The following is a 23,057-nucleotide window of genomic DNA, read 5'->3' as shown; positions in this document are numbered from 1 at the left end:
CAATTTATTTTTAGTTACGGTTTTACCACAGCACTTTTGAAGAAAATAACTACATTTACCTATGGCAAATGAAAAATTACTGGAAGTTGAATCTTTAAATATTTCATTTTTTAAAAACAAAAATGAAAAACAAATTATAAAGGACATTTCATTTGAAATTCAACAAAATGAAATTGTCGCTGTGGTTGGAGAATCTGGGTCTGGTAAGTCTATTTCTTCATTGGCTTTAATGGGTTTATTACCGAAAGGTATTTCTAAAATTACGTCTGGTTCAATTTTATTTGATGACAAAAATATTGTTGGTCTTTCCGAAAAAGAATTTCAAAAGATTAGGGGAAATAAAATTGCCATGATTTTTCAAGAACCTATGAGTTCCTTAAATCCTTCTATGCGTTGTGGAAAACAGGTTGAAGAAATATTGAATAACCATACTAATCTATCAGGTTCAGAAATAAAGACTGAAGTCATAAATCTTTTCGAAAAAGTAAAACTTCCGAATCCTGAACGTATTTATAAGGCATATCCTCACGAAATTTCTGGTGGACAAAAACAACGTGTCATGATTGCTATGGCAATTGCCTGTAAGCCCAAATTATTGATTGCTGACGAACCAACAACTGCTTTAGATGTTACTGTTCAGAAAGAGATTTTAGAGTTATTAAGAGCTATTCAAGAAGAGACTAAAATGAGTGTATTGTTTATTTCTCACGACTTATCATTAGTTTCCGAATTGGCGGATAGGGTTTTGGTGATGTATCAAGGAGACATAGTAGAACAAGGCGCAACTGAAATCATATTTAAAACTCCTAAGCACGATTATACTAAGGCATTAATTGGAGCAAGACCTTCTACCGATTTTAGATTAAAACAACTGCCAACCATTTCTGATTTTATGTCTGATACTGTCAGTAATACCGTTGTTTCTGATGTTGATCGAAAAAAAAATCACGAAAAATTATATAGCCAAGCTCCTTTATTGGAGGTCATTGATCTAGAGAAAACATATTTTACAAAAACAGGATGGTTTACAAAAGACAAACCTTTTAAAGCAGTAAACAGAGTCAATTTTAAAGTATATCCTGGCGAAACGATTGGTTTGGTTGGTGAATCTGGTTGTGGTAAATCTACTTTAGGAAATGCTATTCTTCAATTAGATAAAGCGACTTCTGGGCAGATTATATATAAAGGAAAAGATATTACTAACTTAAGTCGTTCGGAAATGCGGCAGCTTAGAAAAGATATTCAAATCATATTTCAAGATCCATTTGCTTCATTAAATCCACGATTAACTGTTGGCAATGCCATTTTAGAGCCTATGAAAGTTCATGGTATTGGAACCTCTGATACTGACCGAAAAGAAAAAGTAATAGAAATTCTAGAAGAAGTAGGATTGGATGCTTCAGCTTTTAATAGATATCCTCACGAATTTTCCGGAGGACAAAGACAACGTGTTGGTATTGCAAGGACGATTGCTTTAGCACCTCAACTTATAGTTTGTGACGAATCTGTATCGGCATTAGATATATCTGTTCAAGCGCAGGTTTTAAATCTATTAAATAATCTTAAGGAACAATTTGGATTTACCTATATATTTATATCACACGATTTAGCCGTAGTAAAATATATGGCAGACCAATTATTAGTAATGAATAAAGGAAAAATAGAGGAAATAGGAGATGCTGATAACATATACGCATCGCCTGAAAAAGAATATACTAAAAAGTTAATTCATGCTATACCCAAAGGGTTATAGCATGAATACTTTTCTGGCTAACTTTAAAATATTTGAGACTAACTCCAATGTGTCTTCTATAAAAGAAAATTCATGGCTTTTATTTAAAGTTCGTCCGGGTAAATTTGATTTAGTCTTCATAAGCAGTAATTCATGGTAGATTTGAGTCAAAAAAGGTAAATCAGGTTAATTTATATTCGTTTTGTTTGGGACTGCAATATGAAACTAATTTTCATTTAATCAGCTTAAATACATTATAAATCGACGAAATGCACATTTTTTTAACATTTAACAAATGTTATGACGTTTTTACCTACAAAAAAAACACTAAAGATTAGTGGCTTGATTCTATTTTTATTTGAGAATTATAATTTCATTTCCGGAATATCACCTTCAATAATCAAATGACCTTCAGTAGCGTTTTTAATATCTTCAACAGAAACTCCAGATGCACGTTCCAATAATTTAAAACCTTTATCAGTAACCTCTATAACCGCCATGTTTGTTACTATTTTCTTTACACAACCTACACCTGTCAATGGTAATGAGCATGTTTTCAACAATTTAGATGCTCCAGCTCTATTTGTATGCATCATAGCGACTATGATATTTTCTGCACTTGCCACTAAATCCATAGCTCCGCCCATACCTTTTACCATCTTGCCCGGGATTTTCCAGTTAGCTATATCACCATTTTCTGACACTTCCATAGCTCCAAGTATCGTTAAATCAACGTGTTGCCCTCTTATCATAGAAAAACTCATGGCAGAATCAAAGAACGAAGCACCAGGTAATGTCGTTATCGTTTGTTTACCAGCATTAATAATATCTGCATTTTCATCTCCTTCAAACGGAAAAGGTCCCATACCTAGGACTCCATTCTCACTTTGAAATTCAACTTCAATATCATCTCTTACAAAATTGGCTACCAAAGTTGGAATCCCAATTCCTAAGTTAACATAGTAACCGTCCTTTACTTCTTTTGCAATACGCTTTGCTATTCCGTTTTTGTCAAGCATGTTTTTATATTTTTAATAGGTCTCGACTGCGCTCGACCTGACAGTAATTTATATATTAACTTCTTGGTCTCACCGTTCGTTGTTCAATTCTTTTTTCAAATGTCTTACCTTGAAAAATACGCTGTATAAATATCCCTGGAACATGAATTTGATTTGGGTCTAATTCTCCAACAGGAACTAACTCTTCAACCTCAGCAACTGTAATTTTTGCAGCTCCACACATATTAGGATTAAAGTTACGCGCTGTTCCTTTAAAGATTAAATTTCCGGCTGCATCGCCTTTCCACGCTTTAATAAATCCAAAATCTGCTTTAAAGGCATGTTCTAAGACATACATTTTACCATTAAATTCTCTGGTTTCTTTTCCTTCAGCAACTTCAGTTCCATAACCAGCTGGCGTGTAAAACGCTGGAAATCCTGCTTGTGCAGCTCTGGCGCGTTCTGCTAATGTGCCTTGAGGAATCAACTCTACATCTAACTCTCCTGAAAGCATCTGACGTTCAAACTCATCATTTTCACCTACATAAGATGAAATCATTTTTTTGATTTGTTTCTGCTGAAGTAACAACCCCAAACCAAAATCATCTACACCTGCATTATTAGAAATACAGGTCAACCCTTTGACGTTACGTTTTACTAATTCTGCTATTGAATTTTCAGGAATACCAGACAGACCAAATCCACCAAACATAAAGGTCATGTTATCAGAAACACCATTTAGAGCTTCTACTACACCTGATACTTTTTTATTAATCATAAATAAAATATTTATACCTTGAAAAGTACGAAACTAAGGCTAGAATTCATATTAAAATTTAGCTAAAAAATAAGCTCGGAAAAGAAATTTGAAAGATTTTAGAAATCTACATCTACATTATCCTCCGGATCGTCATCGCTACCAAGATCACCTTCATCTCTAGCCTCACAATCAATATCTATGGATAATCTCGAAGGTTTATCGAACTTGCCAGTAGAAACATTTAAAGTTTCGTCTGCATAACAAGCCTTCATATACAATCCCCAAATTGGTAGTGCCATGGCGGCACCTTGTCCATATGTCGTGCTGCTAAAATGAACTGCTCTATCTTCTGCACCAACCCAAACACCTGTGACTAAATTAGGCACCATTCCCATAAACCAACCATCACTTTGGTTTTGAGTGGTTCCTGTTTTACCTGCAATAGGATTTTTTAACTCATAAGGATAGCCCGTAACAATTTCTTTATACTCTGATTTCTTTATGGCCCATGAATGTCTTAAACGCTTACCCGAACCCGCTTGTGTAACCCCTTCCATAAGATTAACAGTTGTATATGCCACTTCTTCACTTAACACATCCCTACTCTCTGGTGCAAATTGATACAGTACAGTTCCATTTTTATCTTCAATACGCGTTACCATAACAGGTTTATTATAAACCCCTTTATTTGCAAAGGTTGAATACGCTGCAACCATCTCATAAACGCTTATATCTGCAGTTCCTAAAGCAATTGCAGGCACAGGCAAAATCTCAGATTCAATACCCAATTTTTTTGCCATTTGTACTACGGGTTGTGGCCCAATCTCATTCATTAAACGTGCCGTAATTGTATTGGTTGAACTCGCCAAAGCATCTTTTAATGTTTGTTTACCAGAGTAATTAGCATCTACATTTTTAACCGTCCATGGTTCTGGGTTACCAAATTTATCAGCCTCTATCGTTATTGGTGATCTCGGAAATGAATCGCAAGGCGAATACTGTAACTGGTCTATCGCTGTTGCATATACAAATGGCTTAAAGGTAGAACCTACTTGGCGCTTTCCTTGTTTCACCATATCATATTGAAAATGCCTATAGTTCATTCCACCTACCCAAGCTTTTACATGACCCGTAAGCGGATTCATAGACATCATACCAGGTCGTAAAAACTTTTTATAGTAACGCATAGAGTCAATTGGCTTCATAATCGTATCTATGTAAGCTGGTTTACCATCTACCCATTTAAATATTTCCATTTCGGTTGGCTCTTGGAAAGATGCTCTTATTTCTTTATCAGATTTCCCTTGACCCTTAAGTATTCTCCATCGCTCACCGCGTTTCATTCCATCATTCATCAATTTCTTAATTTCGGATTGATCTAATTCTCGGAAAGGTGTTGTTTTATTTCGCTTTGGAGTATTTTGGTTATCAAATTCAGCTTGTAATCTTGGCATGTGTTGCGCAACAGCTTCTTCTGCATATTTCTGCATTCGAGAATCTATAGTAGTAAATACTTTTAAGCCATCGCTATATAAATCGTATTTGCTCCCATCTGGTTTTCTATTGTTTTTATCTTTTATCCAATCTTTCATAAATCCTCTAAGGTATTCTCTAAAGTAAGTTGCGGTACCTTGACTATGAGTTTCTGGTGTAAAGTTTAAATCTAATTCTGTATTTTGAAGTGAGTCTTTTACTTCTTCATTTATATACTCATATTTTTTCATTTGCGCTAAAACAACATTACGTCTGTTTCTAACACCAACAGGATTTCTTCTCGGATTGTAAAGTGAAGAGTTCTTAAGCATTCCAACTAACATTGCCGATTCTTTTAGATCTAATTCCTTGGGTTCTTTACCAAAATAGATACGAGCTGCAGAACGAATTCCATCACCATTATTTCCAAAATCATAAATATTTAAGTATTGCGCAATGATCTCTTCTTTTGTATACTGTCGTTCTAAGCGAATAGCAATTATCCATTCCCTTACTTTTTGAGAAAGTCGTTCTATTATGTTAGAGGAAACTTTTTTTGTAAATAAGTTCTTTGCTAATTGTTGAGAAATAGTACTTGCACCTCCTCCACTACCTAATGAGCTTATTGCTCTTAGAGTTCCTCTACCATCAATACCAGAATGGTCATAATAACGGACATCTTCAGTAGCAACCAAAGCATCAATAATATTTTTTGGCAAATCGTTATAACCAACCGGAGTTCTATTATCATCAAAATAAAATTTACCAAGAGTTTTGCCATCTGAAGAAATAATCTCTGTGGCTAGATTGGTTTCTGGGTTTTCTAATCTGGTATGGTCTGGCATTTCTCCTAATAATCCCCAAGAGGCAAATAAAAATAGAAGAACTATCACGAGGATACCTCCTGCAAATACCATCCAAAACCAACGTATATATTTTGAAAAATCTAAAGTATTTGATTTAGACTGTGTTGTTTTCTTTTTTGCCATAATTGTTATTTTTGAGCCTGTTCTACTCTAAAACCTATCTCCGTAATACCTTCTAAATTTTCGATACCATTGACGTCTCCGTTGTTTCGCATAGCATGTTGAATATTAACTGCGTAATCACCTTCCTCATTAAACTTAAATGATTCTTTGAAACCTCTAAACCACAATTTATTTTCTTTAACATCCGAAAATCCTGTGCCCAAAAGCTCCCCATTTGGTGCCGCCATTTTATACTCTAAAGTATCTTTAACAGCTTTTCCGTTAGGATAATTCAACTCAACAATAAGAAATAAATTACTAAACTTATAATCATTAGTATTTCTTAAATTAACGAATAGATTATAATTCTTAGTGGTATCTGGTGCTTTAAAATTGAAACTCACAATAGAATCTTTATGCCATTCGTTTGGCGCAGATTCATACCTATCGAATACAGCATTTGAATCACAACTAGTGATAAAAAAACAACTGATTAGTGATAAAAATAAACAGTTAATTCTTTTTAGCATTGGTATTTGTTTTGGCATTTGATTTTTGGTTGCGGTTTCTATTTTGAGTTCTATTCTTGTTGTTTCTGTTTTTATTATTTCTGTTGTTCCTATTGTTTTTACGTTTCTTTCTCGATTTTGGACTATCGAAACGTGTTAAACTATCTTGACCTACAACGTTCTCAAACTCATTTTTAGTGTCTTGTATATGCTCAGCAGCATATTCTTCCAGACTTGCAACCTTCTCTTTTTTCTTGTTTTTTTCAATTATTTCATTGGCTTGGTCCGTAGTTATAACATGCCAATTCATCCATTCTCCTTCATAGGCATACCACATTAAGCCTTTAAAAATATCTGTCTTTTGGCATACAGCTTTTCCTTTTTCGGTGTAAAGCTTTGTGTCATTTTTAGGGAATGCTTTTAAAGCGTCTAAATATGCATCTAACTCATAATTTAAACAACATTTTAGTTTGCCACACTGACCAGCAAGCTTCAATGGATTTAAAGACAGTTGCTGATAGCGTGCTGCAGATGTGCTTACAGATCTAAAATCGGTTAGCCAAGTAGAACAACACAGCTCTCTACCACAAGAACCTATACCTCCAAGTCTTGCAGCTTCTTGTCTAAAGCCAACTTGTTTCATTTCGATACGTGTTCTAAATTCGCGTGCAAAAACTTTTATCAATTCTCTAAAATCTACGCGTTCTTCTGCTGTGTAATAAAATGTTGCTTTACTTCCGTCTCCTTGATATTCTATATCGGAGATTTTCATTTTCAAATTTAGGTCTATGGCAAATTGTCTTGCCTTAACCTTCATTGGTTCTTCTTTGTCTCTAGAAGTAGACCAAATGTCTATATCTTTTTGTGATGCTTTTCGGTATATTTTTAAAACCTTTTCAGGGTCATCAAGGTTTACTTTCTTACGCTTCATTTGCACCCTTACCAACTCGCCAGTAAGTGTAACCATTCCTATATCATGGCCAGATTTTGCTTGTGTGGCTACAATATCTCCAATGCTTAATGTAAGGTTTTCTGTGTTTTTATAATATTGTTTTCTGCCGTTTTTAAAACGCACTTCAATACCAATAAATGGGTCTTGACCGTTTGGAAGCGACATGTTAGCTAACCAATCAAAAACAGTGAGTTTGTTACAGCTATCTGTACCGCAAGTTCCATTGTTTTTGCATCCTTTTGGTTGGCCATCTTTACCAGTTGAGCAACTGTTGCAAGCCATAAAAATTTTATATATTAAATCTAGATGTATTAAAAATCTAGATATAGGATTCGTAAATAATTAGAAAGTAAAGATAAAACTATTTATCAACTTCTGTAGAGATATGAAATTAAGATTAAAAAAGCCTTGAATTTAAATTCAAGGCTAATCCATTTTATTTCTTTAAAATTTCAAAAATATTCCGCAAATCCTTTTTATATGGTAAGTGATCTGCTCGTCCTTTTTTGAAAATATCGTTGCTATTACCCTGACCTTTTCTTAAAGCTTTTTGTTCTTCATAAGGTAATCTGTTTATTTCCATACAGTTTGAGGAACAGCAATTTTCCATTTTTTCTTTACAAGAATCGCATTGAATAAACAACAAGTGACAAGCTGCGTTAGCACAATTTGTGTGCAAATCTGCAGGCTCTCCGCATTGATGACAATTAGCAATAACGTCATCACTTATACGTTCTGAACGGCGCTGATCGAACACAAAGTTTTTACCTATAAACTTGTTTTCTATACCTTCGGCTTCAATTTGTCTTACGTAATTAATTATGCCGCCTTCAAGCTGAAATACGTTTTTAAAACCTTTATGTTTATAATAGGCACTCGCTTTTTCACATCTAATTCCACCAGTACAATACATCACCAATTTCTTATCCTCTTTGTGCTCTCGTAAATCTTCTTCAATTAAGTCTAGAGATTCTCTAAATGTATCTACATCTGGAGTTATGGCATTTTTAAAATGACCTATTTCACTTTCGTAATGATTACGCATATCTACTAAGACAGTATCAGGATCTTCAATAAGTTCATTGAATTTTTCAGCATTTACATGCACACCTTTGTTTGTAACATCAAATGAGTCGTCATTTAATCCGTCTGCGACAATTTTATGTCTAACTTTAACTTTCAACTTTAAAAAGGCAAAATTATCGTGCTCAATAGCAACGTTTAATCTTACATTTTCTAAAAAAGTAATAGTGTCTAAATGGTTTTTAAAAGCATCAAAATTCTCTGCAGGTATTGAGAGTTGAGCGTTAATGCCTTCGTTTGCCACATAGATTCTTCCCAAAACTTCTTGTTGGTCCCAAGCTAAGAACATATGGTTTCTAAAAATTTCGGTATTGCCAATTTTGGCGTACTTGTAGAAAGAGATTGTTAAGCGTTCTTTACCTGCTTTTTCAATAAGTTCTGCTCTTTCTTTAGCACTTAAGTTATTGTACAGTTGCATGCTATACTAATTTTAAGGTTAAAGAATAATTATTTTACAAAGGTATTCTTTGCTCCCAAATAACAAAGGTTTAAACATCAAAAAAGCACCTTGAGAATCTCAAAGTGCTTTTTTACTAACTTATAACATAAAACTTAATAAAAGGCTAGTTTGCATGGGCTTATCAGCTGCTTAGAAAAATCATAGCAGCCGAAATGCTCATGTCTTACTAATGAATAAATTTTAATACCATTATATTCTAAATGATCAAAAAAAGAATTTAATGGATAATTTCATAGCAAATATTTCCTTTTTCATTTAGTAGATGTGAAAAGTGTAAAATGGTTGCGTGATAAAATTGAAATAATTAAAATAAGTGGTATTTTTGATGTTCACAAATAAGAAAAAAAGAAGAGATGAGTAGTGAAAAAGACGCAAAATTAAAAGCTTTAAAATTAACCTTAGATAAATTAGATAAAGCTTACGGAAAAGGGACTGTAATGAAAATGAGCGATCAGGCTATTGTAGATGTAGATGCTATTTCGTCTGGTTCATTGGGTTTAGATATTGCATTGGGAGTAGGAGGATATCCAAGAGGTAGAGTCATTGAAATATATGGTCCGGAATCTTCTGGTAAAACCACATTAACACTACATGCCATTGCAGAAGCGCAAAAAGCTGGAGGTATAGCTGCTTTTATTGATGCAGAACACGCCTTTGATCGTTTTTATGCGGAGAATTTAGGTGTAGATATTGATAATTTAATCATTTCTCAACCAGATAATGGAGAACAAGCATTAGAAATTGCAGATAATTTAATTAGATCTGGCGCTATAGATATTGTTGTTATTGACTCCGTAGCTGCATTAACGCCCAAAAGTGAAATTGAAGGTGAAATGGGAGACTCTAAAATGGGTCTACATGCACGTTTAATGTCTCAAGCACTTAGAAAGTTAACGGCATCTATAAGTAAAACAAATTGCACAGTAATTTTTATTAATCAATTGCGTGAAAAAATCGGAGTCATGTTCGGTAATCCTGAGACAACAACAGGTGGTAACGCCCTTAAATTTTATGCTTCTGTGCGTTTAGATATTAGACGCTCAACTCAAATAAAAAATAGCGATAGCACTGTAATGGGTAACAAAACAAGGGTTAAAGTTGTTAAGAACAAAGTTGCCCCACCATTTAAATTAGCCGAATTTGATATTATGTATGGAGAAGGAGTCTCTAAAGTTGGTGAAATCTTAGATTTAGCTGTAGAACACGATATTGTTAAAAAGAGTGGGTCTTGGTTTAGTTATGAAGATACTAAGCTTGGTCAAGGACGGGATGCCGTAAAGGCTTTAATAAAAGATAATCCTGATTTAATGGATGAATTAGAAGAAAAAGTTAGGGCGTTAATTAACGCCTCCAAATAAAAAAAATGAAAAAATCCTGAAAAAATTCAGGATTTTTTCATTTTCACACGCAACCCTTCTGCATTTTTTGCATCTACCTAGTGAAATTGATTGTAATTATTTATAAAAACTATTGACTAAGTAAGCAATTGTCTTAGTTTTTTAAGATGAAGTTACAAAGGTTGTACAAGTAAAATAGTTATTAATTAATTCCGAAAAAAATGTGAGTTTAGACAGACTCATAAAAAATTGTATTGAACAAGATGCTCAAGCTCAAGCTCAATTATACAAGCAATATGCAAGTAAATTATTTTCGCTTTGTCTTAAGTACTCTAAAAACTATGTGGAAGCAGAGGATAATCTGCATGATGCATTTATAACTGTATTTGGTAAAATAGATCAGTATAATAATAAAGGTTCTTTTGAAGGTTGGTTAAAACGTATTGCAATTAACACAGCATTACAGCGATACAGAGAAGATGTAGGAGTTTACGACATCGTAAATGAAGGCAATATAGAAGATGTCTCTGTAGATATTAATGATGAGGATTTGAATATAGATTTTTTATTAAAAATCGTTCAAGACTTGCCAGACCGCTACAGATTAGTATTCAATTTGTATGTATTAGATGGTTACTCTCATGTAGAGATTAGCGAATTAATAAATATTTCAACCGGAACATCAAAATCTAATTTAGCACGCGCTAGATTGATTTTAAGAGATAAAATAGAAGATTACAGAGCGAGTGCAAATTCGCAGAGTTTATAAAAATGAGTGATAAGAAGAACATAGATAGACTTTTTCAAGAAAAGTTTAAAGATTTTGAAGTAGCACCAAATGATGCTGTTTGGAATCGTATAAACGAAAGTCTTCCTAATAGAAAGAAAAAGCGTAGAGTTATTGCGCTTTGGTGGCAAATCGGTGGAGTTGCGGCCGCTATTGCATTGCTCTTAACTGCTGGTGTTTCAATATTTAATTCTGACGATAGTAATAATAAAGATTTACCTATTGTTAATACAGATAAAATTGAATCCAATAACGCTAAGGATAATAGCTCAACGAATTCTAAACAAAATGAGTTGCGGAAAACCAATGAGGCTGAAAAGATTAAATATGTTGATTCAGAAACAGACAATAGTTTAATTAATGAAGATGAAGAAAATAATATGCCTAGAAAGGATAATGTTTCTAATCAATTAATAAATTCTAACGAGTATCAACAAAAAACAAATGCTGTTGCTAACTATTCTAGCGAGAAAGAAAAAATAGACACGTCTCAAAATCGTAATGATTTAACAGCTACAACTAAAGAAAACAATAGCACTAAGGTTGCTGTGAATACAGAAACATCTAATTCAAACGTAAAAGATTCAAATGCCACGCAACTCGCTAATGAAAAAGAACTCAAATCTGCTATCAAAAATACTATTGAAAAGAATAATACTGCTGTAGCAAATAATTCTAGTTCAAATAAATCAGATACTAAAAACACAGATACTGAAGTAAAAAACGATGAAGAATTAGAGTCTGGGAATTCAATTGTTGAAGAGATAAATAAACAAGATATTAAAGACGCTATTGCGAAAAATACTATAGATGAAAAAGAAGAAGAAAAACAAAACAGGTGGAGCATTGCACCCAAAGTTGCACCTGTTTATTACAGTTCTTTAGGACAAGGGTCTTCAATAGGTGATCAGTTTAATAGTAATACCAAAACAAGTGATATTAATATGAGTTATGGTATTGCTGGATCTTATGCAATCACTAAAAGATTAAAAGTGAGAACTGGTGTTAGCCGTGTTAATTTTAGTCAATCTACTTCAGAGGTATATGCTTTTACAGGCCCAAGTATATCTGCTACTGCAGCTTCTAGAGCATCGAGCATTCCTGTTGGTGGTAATGTCACTTTTAATAAGAATTTGCCCGTAGCGTCTCTTATGAGCGGAAAATTAATGAATATGCCTGCGGCATCACCTATTAAGTCAGGCAATCTAGATCAACGTTTTGGTTTTATCGAGGTTCCATTAGAGTTAGAGTATAAATTAGTTGACAAAAAATTTGGTATCAACGTCATTGGTGGATTTAGTACCTTCTTTTTAAATCAGAATGAGATATTCGCAGATTTACATGGAACTTCTACCTTAATTGGTGAAGCTAACAATATTAATGATACAAGTTATAGTGCTAATTTGGGATTAGGATTAGATTATAGGCTGTCAAAACAATGGAATATCAATCTTGAACCTACGTTCAAGTATCAAATAAATACATTTAATAATACGTCTGGTAATTTTAACCCATTCTTTGTTGGTGTATATACAGGATTAAGTTTTAAGTTTTAAGTTTTAGGTTAAATTTAGGTTAGGTTATTGCAACAACAATTAAGCAATGATGAATGCAATGATTAAAAAAGCTACTCGTGGTTAGGGTAGCTTTTTTGTTTTTATATTATTGCTTAATTCATCCCAAATCACAGTTCTTGCTTTTTCATTTAAAGGCTTAGTATCCTCTATAGTTAAGCCTTCTGTTTTTAAAAAACTATGGATTTTTGCACGCATCTTACCAGGTCCTCCACTAAAAAACGTATACGAAAATCGTTTTTTGTTATCGTAAAAGGAAATAGGTACTACGGGAATTTGATGGTTTATTGCCAAACGAAAAGCACCATCTTTAAAAGTATCTAAAAGAATATGTTCTTCTGGCACACCGCCTTCAGGAAAAATACAAATGCTTAAACCCTGTTTTAAACGTCGCTGTGCTCTTAAAAATACAGCTTGTCTGCTTTTAGCACTAGATCTGTCCACCAATATACAAGTGCGTTTATAAAAAAAGCCGAATAGAGGAATTTTAGCTAATTCTTTTTTACCCACAAAAACAAAAGGGTTTTTTACGGCGACCAACATTAGCATAATATCTGCCATAGAGGTATGGTTAGCTACAAACATGTAGCTTTTTTTAAGCTCAGGTTTTTCTTCTTTTATGATTTTATATCCAAAACCCATTCCTATTAAAATAAACTTAGCCCAAAAGCGCGCTAACCTAAAAAAATAAGGATACCATTGCTCTCTAGAGATAGAGATAATCAATATTGGGAATAATACAATTATGGGAATTGCCACCAAAACGTAGAACCAAATACGATATAAAACCCAGAAAGGGTATTTTAAAATTGCCATCGCATCAAAACTAAGTAAATAGTTCTACTAAAAAAATTATCTTTGCGCATCGTTTAACTTTTAAAGAGATTCCTGCTTTCGCAGGAAGTGAATATGGCCAGAATACTAACAGGAATACAAAGTACAGGAACACCACATCTAGGAAATATTTTAGGTGCTATCTTACCAGCAATAGAGCAAGCAAAAGATGAAGCTAATGATTCGTATTTGTTTATTGCAGATTTGCATTCGCTCACACAAATAAAAGATGCTGAAGTTTTACGAAGCAACACCTATTCTACTGCTGCAACTTGGTTAGCTTTTGGTTTAGACATAGATAAAACAGTATTTTACAGACAGAGTGACGTACCACAGGTTACTGAATTGTCTTGGTATCTTAATTGTTTTTTTCCTTTTAAACGTTTAGAATTAGCACACAGTTTTAAAGATAAGGCAGATCGCTTAGATGATGTTAATGGTGGTTTGTTTACCTACCCAATGCTAATGGCTGCTGATATCTTATTATACGATGCAGAAATAATACCTGTAGGCAAAGACCAAGAACAACATATAGAAATGACGCGTGATGTAGCATCTCGTTTTCATGCTAAAATGGGAGAGACTTTCGTTTTGCCAAAAGCAGACATACAAAAAGATACCATGTTAATTCCTGGTACCGATGGTGCAAAGATGAGTAAGAGCAAAGGCAATATTATCGATATATTTTTACCAGAAAAGAAATTGCGCAAACAAATTATGTCTATTGCAACAGATAGTACACCACTTGAAGACCCTAAAGACTGGAAAACCTGTAATTGCTTTGCTATTTATAATTTATTAGCATCAGAAGCTCAAATTACCGACATGAAAGCCAACTACGACCGTGGAAATTACGGTTATGGACATGCTAAACAAGCGTTATACGAATTGATTTTAGAACGTTTTGGTAAGCATAGAGAACGCTACGATTATTATATGAATAATTTTGAGGAGATTGATGCTGCTTTGGCTAAAGGCGCTGAAAAAGCTAAGGTTGTTGCCGATGGTGTATTGAAGCGTGTTAGAGTTAAGGTTGGGTATTAAATTACCTCAAACAATTTGCCTGGCAAAGGTCTTACTACTCCTTTCAATTCCATATTAAGTAATATCCCAGCAATTTTATAGGTTGGCATTTCGCATCTTAGCGCTATGACATCCATCAACTCTTTATTATTCTCTTTTAGAAAATTATAGATGATTTTTTCATCAGGTTCTAACTCTACAAATAACTGTTTTTGTACTACTGGTTTTTTATCCGACTCTAATTCCCAATTCAACATATAAGGGACATCTAAAGGATTGGATAATAAATGTGCTTTCTGAAATTTTATAAGATTGTTACAACCTACACTTTGGCTATCTGTAGTTCTTCCTGGTACAGCAAATACTTCTCTATCATAAGAATTGGCAATATCTGCAGTCACTAGACTACCACCTTTTTCAGCAGATTCTATGACAATAGTGGCTTCACTAAGACCAGCAATGATTCTATTTCGTTTTAAGAAGTTGTTTCTATCAAAGGGATCTGTACTCCAAAAATCGGTGTAAAATCCACCATGATTTTCAATATCTGCCACATACTTTTTATGCACTTTAGGATATATTTGATTTAGTCCATGTGCTAAACATCCTATGGTTTGAAGATTATGTTTTACAGCTGCTTTTTGGGCTGTAATATCTGTCCCATAAGCAAAACCAGAAACTATAATGGGATTGAACTGTGATAAGGTCTCTACCAACTTCTCACAAAATGCGATTCCACTTGTGGTAATTTTACGTGCTCCAACAATACTTATAATACGTTGTTGTTGTATGTTAATGTTTCCAGATTGAAACAATACAATGGGTCCATCAATGCAATGTTTCAATTTTTCAGGATAAGTATCTTCTTTAAAATAATGTGCAACAATCTTATTGTCTTTGATGAACTTTAGTTCATTTTCTGCCTCTTCAAGATGATTTTTATCAAAAAGACCTTCGATAGTAGTGGTTCCGATCCCATCAATTTTTAGAAGCTTCGATTTTTTTTCTTTCAAAACCGCTTCTGCAGAACCGCAATGGTTTATTAATTTTTTAGCAGTTGTTGCACCAATTTTTGGTACGTGTTGCAATGCTAAAGCATAAATAAGCTGTTGGTCTGTCATTGAAAATCAGAAAATTGAAAAACTAAATCGCTAAAGCACGAATATATCGTTTTTTGTAGAAAATCATTCCTCCATTAATGGTTAAAACTGATGTTAATTACTTATTCTTTTGATGTTAATAACTAAGCCAAGTTAAACTTCGTTCAGAATTAAAAATTTTTAACTTTGCTTTCATATGCAGTTAGAGACATACATTAGCGACCTTTTATACCGTTACGATTGTGTAACCGTTCCTGATTTTGGAGCGTTTTTAACGCAACGTGTTTCGGCAAAGATTCATGAATCCACACATACGTTTTATCCTCCAAAAAAAGTATTGTCTTTTAATGAGCAGTTACAGAAAAATGATGGATTATTAGCTAACTATATTGCTGAGATTGAAAAAATACCATACGCAATTGCAACAGATAAGCTTACAAAGAAAGTAAAAACAATAAAGTCGTATTTAGTTGAAGGTGAAACTATTCAGTTTGAAAATATTGGTGAACTGACTTTAAATACTGATGGAAACATGGTATTTAGTCCGTCTCAACATGTTAATTACTTAACGGATTCCTTTGGTTTATCTCACTTTACCTCTTCTGATGTTACTCGAGAGGTTTATAAAGAAACTGTTGAAAAAATAGAGGAAAAAGCTCCTGTCGCATTCACTCCAGAAAAACGTTCTAATAACAATTGGTTAAAATATGCGGCTGCAGCTGTTGTTGTTTTAGGATTAGGTGGCTTTTTTGGAACTAAATATTATAGTAACTCTATTGAAAAACATAATCAATTAGCACAAGAGCAAGCTAATGAGCAATTAGACGCTAAAGTACAAGAGGCTACTTTTGTGATTAGCAATCCATTGCCTGCTGCGACTTTATCTTTAGATAAACAGAGTGGAAATTACCATATTGTTGCTGGAGCATTTAGAGTGGAAGCTAATTCTGATAAAAAAGTAAAACAACTTAGAACAAAAGGTTATAAAGCAAGAAAAATTGGCGCTAACCGCTATGGTCTTCATGAAGTGGTTTATGGAAGTTTTGAAACCAGAGCAGAAGCACAACGCGCGCTTTACAAAATACGTCGTGAGCATAATCGTGATGCTTGGCTTTTGATTAAGAAACTAGATTAATTCTTTCTTATCCATTTATTTACTTTAAGCATCTTATCTTTGCACAAATTTTAAGAATTTATGCAATCAAGAACCGCTACGCAGTCTAAAACAATCGTTACTGATTTAGTATTACCTAGTGAAACCAATCCTATCAATAATTTGTTTGGTGGAGAGCTGTTGGCTCGTATGGATAGAGCTGCAAGTATTGCTGCAAGACGTCATTCTAGACGAATTGTGGTCACAGCTTCAGTAAATCATGTGGCCTTTAATCGTTCTGTGCCTTTGGGAAGCGTGGTTATGATTGAGGCTAAAGTCTCTAGAGCTTTTACATCTTCAATGGAAGTATATATGGACGTATGGATTGAGGATAGAGAGTCTGGTGATCGTATTAAAGCTAATGAAGCTATTTATACTTTTGTTGCCGTAGATGAAACTGGAAGACCTGTAAGAGTCCCAGAACTTGTTGCAGAAACTGAGTTAGAAAAACAACGTTTTGATGCGGCTCTACGACGTAAACAATTAAGTTTACTACTAGCAGGTAAAATAAAACCAAGTGATGCTAGTGAGCTTAAAGCACTTTTTGAGTAGTTTTTAAACCTTTTTCTTATTATAAAGTCTCATTATAGAACCAAATTTATTTATGATGAGATATTTAGTCTATACTTTCGTTTTTATTTTCGCATTAAGCTTTAATTCGTGTGCTAGACGTGTCGTCGTTACTCAACCCACAACTGTTACGATTGTAAAAAAATTACCTCGACAATATAAAGTTGTTAGAGTTAAAGGTAAACGCTACTATGTATTTAATGGAAAACATTATAGAAAAACCAGAAAAGGGTACGTGGTTACTAGGATATAATTAAAATTTAGTAAGCCAAGATTCCGGATTTAGCATCTTATTATTTTTATATATTCTAAGACCTAAAAGTGTTTCTCCTTTAATTTTATTGGTAAAAACTTCCCCAATCATTTCACCAGTTTTGACTTTATCACCCTTTTTTACGAAGATTTTAGACAGATTAGTGTAAATGGTTAGGTAATCACCATGTCTTATCATTATAGCGGGATTTCCTCTTTTAATCACTAATATCTGCGAAACTTCTCCATCAAAGACCGCCTTAACCACTGCACCTTTTTCAGTTGCTATTTTAATGCCTGGATTGTTCACCTCAACAGAACTATCTGTTAACGAACGTCCCTTACCAAACTTAGCTTTAATAACACCTCGTGAAACTGGCCAACCCAATTTTCCTTTATTGGCTTCAAAATTAGAGGCTAGTTTTTTAGCTTCAGGTGTAAGCACAAACTTTCCTGTAGATGATTTGTTTCCTGCTTTTTTATTAGATGCGGCTATAGCTTCTTTAATCAATCGATTGATCTCTTTATCTAGTCTATCGGCTTCTTGTTTTTTCTTTTTGATCTGGGCTGCAAATTTGCCCATATCAGACTTTATAGACGCCATTAATACTTCGCGCTGTTTTAATTCTCCTTCTAATTCGCGCTTAGCAATTCTGTTTTCTTCAATTAATTTTTTCTTATCCTCTTTTTGCTTGGATAGTTGAATGTTCCGGTCTTGAAGTTCTTTAGTTTTTGTCTTTATCGCTTCACCTTGTTCTTTCTGATAAGCTCTGTATTGTTTTATGTACTGCAATCTTTTATACGCTTGCTGAAAATTATCTGAAGACAATAAAAACATAACCTTACTTTGCTCTGACTTGCTTTTATATGATTTTACAACCATAGCAGCGTAGTCGTCTTTTAATTCTTGCAATTGTGTTCTAAGACTTGTAATTTCTTTCTGATTGTTGTTTATTTCTCTTGTCAGTAAATTCGCTTGCTCATTAGTAATTCTGATTAGATTTTTTCTAACATTTACTTTATAATTAAGATCTTCAATGAGCGTAATTGCAGATTTTTCTTCCTTCTTTTTAGTGAATAACAAAGCATTAATCTGCTTCATTTCTTTTATAATCTGCTGTCGCTGCTTTTCCAATTTCTTTTGCTTATCGCTTTGAGCAGAGAGAGCAAAACAAGATAATATCAGAGTAAGAATAAGTGTAGTATAAAAACGCTTTGTGTTCATTACTTTATGACTATTTCTTTATATCCTGAAGGAATATTAAACGGAAAACGCACCTCATTATTTAAAGATACAGATTTAAATTCCATAGTGACAGCAACTTCATCTGCATCTTCAACAGCAATAATTCTTATATTTTTAGGCAATATTTGTTTCTCAACTTCTTGATAAGACGAATAATCAACCTGAAGCATTCTTCTTTTTAGTTGCTGATATAATTCTAAGCGATCCATCTTAAAATGTGATGGGTTAATTAAATAAAACAAATCTATAAGCGCATTCTGGTCTTTTGGGCTTAAAGCATAAGAGTTGCCACTTACAGATACCTGATGTGGTTCGTCCTTTAGATTATAAATGGCCTGACCCAATAAGATGTTTTGTACTTTCATATAATCGAGATCAACACCAACAAAATCACTTAACAGTTTATAATCGCCATCAAAATATTCGTTATCTAATTTGTTATAGAATCTCACTTTGTCTGGTGTTATCATCATCCGAGCTATACCCAATGGAGCGCTTAACCAAATCACTTTGTCTTTTTCCATTCTAAGGCTAAAGGTATAACCTTGTTCTTTTTCTTCTTGTATGAGGTCAATAGCAACTCTAGCGTTCATTGTTTTAAAAGACGCATCATTTCTTTGATGCTCTTTAATGACCTGATTAGATGAAAGCCTATTACTTGTTTCACCAGATGCTATGACATTTTTAGCGGACTTACAGTTTATTACTAGAAATGCTAGTAAAATTGTAAAAAAGTATTTTAATAATTTAACGTGATTATGTTTTAAATTTTTTTTCATTCTCTTTATTGAGATTCCTGCTTTCGCAGGAATGTGTTTATTGTTGGGCTTTTAAGGCTTGCGCCTTTTTAGCAAACGTTTCAGATTTGCTAATATTATTTAAGGCTTTGTAGGCAATACTTAATTCTGAATAAAAATCGGCCTCCATAACAGGATTATCAACTAAAAAATCTAAACCCATTTCTAAATTGTCTATTGCTTTTTTATACTGATTCAAATTATTGTTGGCTACACCATTTACCAAATACAAAATGGGCTGTGCAGGATATAGTTCTAAAGCGCGTTCTCCATCATTTATAACAGCTTTGTAGTCCTTTATATCTAACTGCAGTAACAATACGTCTTTTATTAATTTAAAGTCGTTAGGATCTTGTTTTAGAGCTTCTTTAAAGTTCGAAAGCGCTTTAGCCTTATCTCCTGCCTTTAGATAATAATGACCTAAATCGCTGTGAGTTTGTGCGTCTTTATTTTCATCTACTAAAGCAGTAATATCAACTAAATCTGATTCGTATTCTGGATTTTTAGCCACAAAACTCACAAAATCTTTGAGTACTTTAGCTTTAGCATCTGAATTTATCTCAGGACTCATCAATGCAATTTTCACTGAACTAATGGCTTCATCTACTTTACCATCTTGAAGGTAAAACTTGTACAATGCCAAATGCACAAACTTTGAATTTGGCTTTACTTTTAGCAGGTTTTTAGCTGCTTTAAAAGCATTTTTTCGATCTCCAGTTTGACTATATCTATAAATAAGTTTTAAATGATTGTCCTCATTATTAGGATTACTAGCAACGCGCTGTTCTAAGTTTTCAATACGATCATCTGCATTCCCAGTAATACTGTAAATATCATTACGCATAGCGTCTCTAGATTCACTAAGACCTAAATCAGCATCCAATTCATCCAATATGTCTAACGCTTGTTTGTATTTTTCTTCTCTAACATAAAGTGCTGCTAAATCTTCCTTATAATCTGGATGATATTTTACCAGTTGCTTTATCGTTTTTAAAGCATTTTTAATATCATCTTGCTGAAAATAAACATCGTACAACTCGTCCAAAAACCAAACATTATCTGGTTGCATGCTAATGGCTTTCTTTAGATTTTCTTCTGCTGCGCCAAAGTTTTTAAGCTTATTGTAGTTTTTACCAAGTTCAAAATAAATAACCGGAAGCTTACTATTGAGATTTAAACATTTTTGAAGGGCATCAATTGCTCTATCGTAATTTTCAATTCCCTTTTGTTTTAAAGCTTCAAAGAAATATTCTTGAAATTCATCTTCTACATTTCCTAAATCATCATCTGGTCGTTTATTAAAATCAACTTGGGCTATAGCAAACACAGGCACTATTAAAAGTGCAATGAAAATTCTTGTTATTTTCTTATTCAATTTCATTTGTTAGATTCCCAGTCTGACGACAGGCAGATTCACTATTGCGCCGAATGACATTAGAGTTTCAAAAGTTGTTCCAAACTATATGTTTTAGTTTTTAAAACAATTTTAATCTGTCACATTGAGCGTAGTCGAAATGCATTAAGTGTTTATATTTTTATGATTCTCGACTACCCTCGAATTGACAGAATCGGAAAAATAAAGCCTTTAAAACGTTTTTTTATTCCAAAACTGAATAATCGCCAATACTAATCTTAGTAAAGCCACCATTGTACTTTACGTGGTTACCAATCATAGCTTCGTCTAAATTAGCGTTTTTAATAGTCGTTTGGTTCTGGATTAAGCTATTTTTAACGCTTGAGTCTTCTATAACACAATCCTTGCCAATAGAAACGTTTGGTCCTACTGATGTATTGCGTAATACCGTTCCTGAACCAATAAAGCATGGTTCAATGATGTTTGAGTTTTCTAATACTACTGAATCATGTACTAATTGTTCTTCTTTATCAGCTGCTAAAAAACCAAGCATTTTAGCGTTAGTTTCTAGAGTAACGGCTTTGTTTCCACAATCCATCCATTCATCAACTGATCCTGTTTTAAAAATTCTGCCATCAGCCATCATGCGTTTAATACCGTCATTGATTTGGTACTCCCCACCATTCATTACGTTTTCATCCAATACTTCTTGAAGTTTTTCCTTTAACACTGCAACATCTTTGAAATAGTAGATACCAATTACAGCTTGGTCACTTACAAAGGTCTCAGGTTTTTCAACCAATTCAACAATGCTTTCATTCTCATCTAACTTAACCACTCCGTAAGCCTCAGGATTCTCAACACGTTTTGTCCAAATCACACTATCTGCTGTTGGATCTAAATCAAACTCTGCTCTAATCAACGTATCTGCATAGGCAATTACTGCTGGACCAGAAAGCAACGGTTTAGCACTCATAATAGCATGACCTGTTCCTAAAGGTTGGTCTTGCCTATAAATGGATGCTTTAGCTCCTAAACCTTCGGCTAGTTCCGTTAAACTTTCAACAACCTCATCTCCAAAAAATGCTGGATCACCTAAAACAAATGCTATTTCGTCAATAGGTTGCTTTAAAACTTTAGCGATGTCTTTTACTAAACGATGCACAATTGGTTGACCTGCAACCGGAATTAATGGTTTTGGTACTGTTAAACTATGTGGTCTAAGGCGAGAGCCTCTGCCTGCCATTGGTACTATTATTTTCATTTTACATGCCTGCGAAAGCAGGTATCTTTTTAAAGTTAAACTTAATTTCTAATCTTTTTATAATTCAGATTCCAATTAGTACTTAAATCAGACCAACTTGGATTCATCTCTTCTATTAATTCTATTTTCCAATTTCTTTTCCAATTTTTGAAGTTTTTTTCACGTTCTTCAGCTTCTTTTCCGCTTTCGAACTCTTCAAAATACACCAACTTATCACAATTATACTTCGCTGTAAATGATTTAGGATAGACTTTTATCTTATGTTCTTTTACTCTTTCTTCGATGCTATCTGTTACGCCAATATAAATTACTCCATCTGGCTTGTTTGCCATTATATAGACATACCAATATTTCATTCTTATTTATTCTGAGATTCCTGCTTTCGCAGGAATTGGCTATTTAACTCCAGTACTTCCAAAACCGCCTTCACCACGATCAGTATCAGATAATACTTCTACTTGCTCCCATTCAGCACGTTCGTGCTTTGCTATTACCAATTGCGCTATTCGCTCGCCATTATTAATTGTAAAATCTTCGTTGGAAAGATTGACTAAGATAACTCCGATTTCACCTCTATAATCTGCATCTATGGTTCCAGGTGCATTGAGTACTGTAATGCCTTTTTTAGCAGCTAAACCACTTCTTGGTCTTACTTGTGCTTCTGTACCAATCGGTAATTCTATAAATAAGCCTGTTCCAACTATAGTGCGTTCTAGAGGTTTTAATATTCTTGACTCTGTTAAACTAGCTCGCAAATCCATGCCGGCTGAGGCTATGGTTTCATAATGTGGTAAATCGTGTCTTGATTTGTTTATAATTTTAATTTTCATG

General features: G+C 33.7%; 22 protein-coding genes. 8 read left to right on the top strand and 14 right to left on the bottom strand.

Going from position 1 to position 23,057, the window contains the following annotated elements; translation table 11 throughout:
* Positions 1–61 precede the first annotated feature (61 nt).
* The gene (locus tag SJY34_RS11845) at positions 62–1,753 is read left to right on the top strand and encodes an ABC transporter ATP-binding protein (protein ID WP_400075906.1); all 1,692 of its coding nucleotides are present in this window, start codon (positions 62–64) and stop codon (positions 1,751–1,753) included.
* Between the two features lie 344 nt (positions 1,754–2,097).
* Here SJY34_RS11845 and SJY34_RS11840 read toward each other — a convergent pair whose 3' ends face one another.
* The 6 genes from SJY34_RS11840 to SJY34_RS11815 all read right to left on the bottom strand — a co-directional run bounded on the left by SJY34_RS11840 (position 2,098) and on the right by SJY34_RS11815 (position 8,893).
* Positions 2,098–2,751 carry a 3-oxoacid CoA-transferase subunit B gene (locus SJY34_RS11840; RefSeq protein ID WP_400075904.1) on the bottom strand — a complete coding sequence of 218 codons (654 nt, stop codon included), beginning with the start codon at positions 2,749–2,751 and terminating at the stop codon, positions 2,098–2,100.
* 55 nt (positions 2,752–2,806) lie between these two features.
* Positions 2,807–3,508 carry a CoA transferase subunit A gene (locus tag SJY34_RS11835; protein ID WP_400075902.1) on the bottom strand — a complete coding sequence of 234 codons (702 nt, stop codon included), beginning with the start codon at positions 3,506–3,508 and terminating at the stop codon, positions 2,807–2,809.
* A gap of 98 nt (positions 3,509–3,606) precedes the next feature.
* Positions 3,607–5,952, bottom strand: coding sequence for a penicillin-binding protein 1A (locus SJY34_RS11830; RefSeq protein WP_400075900.1), 2,346 nt, complete (start codon positions 5,950–5,952; stop codon positions 3,607–3,609).
* Between the two features lie 5 nt (positions 5,953–5,957).
* Entirely contained in the window at positions 5,958–6,461 is a 504-nt protein-coding gene (locus SJY34_RS11825) for a gliding motility lipoprotein GldH (RefSeq protein WP_400075899.1), read from the bottom strand.
* Positions 6,445–7,674 (bottom strand): stage 0 sporulation family protein, encoded by a 1,230-nt coding sequence (locus SJY34_RS11820; protein WP_400075897.1) that lies wholly within the window; start codon positions 7,672–7,674, stop codon positions 6,445–6,447. The genes SJY34_RS11825 and SJY34_RS11820 overlap by 17 nt, the downstream gene beginning before the upstream one ends.
* 154 nt (positions 7,675–7,828) lie before the next feature.
* Positions 7,829–8,893 carry a rhodanese-related sulfurtransferase gene (locus tag SJY34_RS11815; protein ID WP_400075895.1) on the bottom strand — a complete coding sequence of 355 codons (1,065 nt, stop codon included), beginning with the start codon at positions 8,891–8,893 and terminating at the stop codon, positions 7,829–7,831.
* 395 nt (positions 8,894–9,288) lie between these two features.
* On the opposite strand from SJY34_RS11815, the gene recA reads away from it, so the two are divergent.
* From recA to SJY34_RS11800, 3 genes are all read left to right on the top strand, one after another.
* Entirely contained in the window at positions 9,289–10,293 is a 1,005-nt protein-coding gene (gene recA, locus SJY34_RS11810) for a recombinase RecA (RefSeq protein WP_400075894.1), read from the top strand.
* A gap of 202 nt (positions 10,294–10,495) precedes the next feature.
* Entirely contained in the window at positions 10,496–11,041 is a 546-nt protein-coding gene (locus SJY34_RS11805; RefSeq protein ID WP_400075892.1) for an RNA polymerase sigma factor, read from the top strand.
* Positions 11,042–11,043: 2 nt separating this feature from the next.
* Positions 11,044–12,615, top strand: a complete 1,572-nt coding sequence (locus SJY34_RS11800) for a hypothetical protein (RefSeq protein WP_400075890.1) — start codon at positions 11,044–11,046, stop codon at positions 12,613–12,615.
* Between the two features lie 81 nt (positions 12,616–12,696).
* Here the strand turns inward: SJY34_RS11800 and SJY34_RS11795 are convergent, their stop codons facing one another.
* Entirely contained in the window at positions 12,697–13,449 is a 753-nt protein-coding gene (locus tag SJY34_RS11795) for a lysophospholipid acyltransferase family protein (RefSeq protein ID WP_400075888.1), read from the bottom strand.
* Between the two features lie 93 nt (positions 13,450–13,542).
* Between SJY34_RS11795 and trpS the strand changes: the two genes are divergently transcribed.
* Positions 13,543–14,511, top strand: coding sequence for a tryptophan--tRNA ligase (gene trpS / locus SJY34_RS11790; RefSeq protein WP_400075886.1), 969 nt, complete (start codon positions 13,543–13,545; stop codon positions 14,509–14,511).
* Here the strand turns inward: trpS and dprA are convergent.
* On the bottom strand, positions 14,508–15,611 hold the full coding sequence (gene dprA / locus SJY34_RS11785) for a DNA-processing protein DprA (protein WP_400075884.1): 1,104 nt from the start codon (positions 15,609–15,611) through the stop codon (positions 14,508–14,510). The two genes, trpS and dprA, sit on opposite strands and share 4 nt — an antisense overlap.
* A 175-nt stretch (positions 15,612–15,786) precedes the next feature.
* Between dprA and SJY34_RS11780 the strand changes: the two genes are divergently transcribed.
* The 3 genes from SJY34_RS11780 to SJY34_RS11770 are packed head-to-tail and all read left to right on the top strand — an operon-like array spanning position 15,787 to position 17,566.
* Complete coding sequence (locus SJY34_RS11780) at positions 15,787–16,725, top strand: SPOR domain-containing protein (protein WP_400075883.1); 939 nt, start codon at positions 15,787–15,789, stop codon at positions 16,723–16,725.
* Between the two features lie 60 nt (positions 16,726–16,785).
* A complete protein-coding gene (locus tag SJY34_RS11775; RefSeq protein ID WP_400075881.1) occupies positions 16,786–17,295 on the top strand; it encodes an acyl-CoA thioesterase in 510 nt (169 codons plus the stop codon).
* Positions 17,296–17,347: 52 nt separating this feature from the next.
* Positions 17,348–17,566, top strand: coding sequence for a DUF6515 family protein (locus tag SJY34_RS11770; RefSeq protein WP_400075879.1), 219 nt, complete (start codon positions 17,348–17,350; stop codon positions 17,564–17,566).
* On the opposite strand, the gene SJY34_RS11765 is transcribed toward SJY34_RS11770, so the two are convergent.
* From SJY34_RS11765 to dut, 6 genes are all read right to left on the bottom strand, one after another.
* Positions 17,567–18,790 carry a murein hydrolase activator EnvC family protein gene (locus tag SJY34_RS11765; RefSeq protein ID WP_400075878.1) on the bottom strand — a complete coding sequence of 408 codons (1,224 nt, stop codon included), beginning with the start codon at positions 18,788–18,790 and terminating at the stop codon, positions 17,567–17,569.
* Positions 18,790–19,590, bottom strand: coding sequence for a DUF4292 domain-containing protein (locus SJY34_RS11760; protein WP_400075876.1), 801 nt, complete (start codon positions 19,588–19,590; stop codon positions 18,790–18,792). The genes SJY34_RS11765 and SJY34_RS11760 overlap by 1 nt, the downstream gene beginning before the upstream one ends.
* A gap of 37 nt (positions 19,591–19,627) precedes the next feature.
* Complete coding sequence (locus tag SJY34_RS11755; RefSeq protein WP_400075874.1) at positions 19,628–20,989, bottom strand: tetratricopeptide repeat protein; 1,362 nt, start codon at positions 20,987–20,989, stop codon at positions 19,628–19,630.
* Between the two features lie 217 nt (positions 20,990–21,206).
* A complete protein-coding gene (locus SJY34_RS11750; protein WP_400075872.1) occupies positions 21,207–22,226 on the bottom strand; it encodes a sugar phosphate nucleotidyltransferase in 1,020 nt (339 codons plus the stop codon).
* A gap of 41 nt (positions 22,227–22,267) precedes the next feature.
* Complete coding sequence (locus SJY34_RS11745) at positions 22,268–22,582, bottom strand: GIY-YIG nuclease family protein (RefSeq protein ID WP_400075870.1); 315 nt, start codon at positions 22,580–22,582, stop codon at positions 22,268–22,270.
* A gap of 39 nt (positions 22,583–22,621) precedes the next feature.
* Positions 22,622–23,056 carry a dUTP diphosphatase gene (gene dut / locus SJY34_RS11740; RefSeq protein ID WP_400075868.1) on the bottom strand — a complete coding sequence of 145 codons (435 nt, stop codon included), beginning with the start codon at positions 23,054–23,056 and terminating at the stop codon, positions 22,622–22,624.
* Between the last annotated feature and the right edge of the window lies 1 nt (position 23,057).

Origin of the sequence: Winogradskyella sp. R77965, assembly GCF_044594915.1 — a bacterium.
GTDB lineage: Bacteria > Bacteroidota > Bacteroidia > Flavobacteriales > Flavobacteriaceae > Winogradskyella.
Note: the sequence above shows the minus strand (reverse complement) of the source record. Positions and strands in the feature narration are given on the sequence as shown.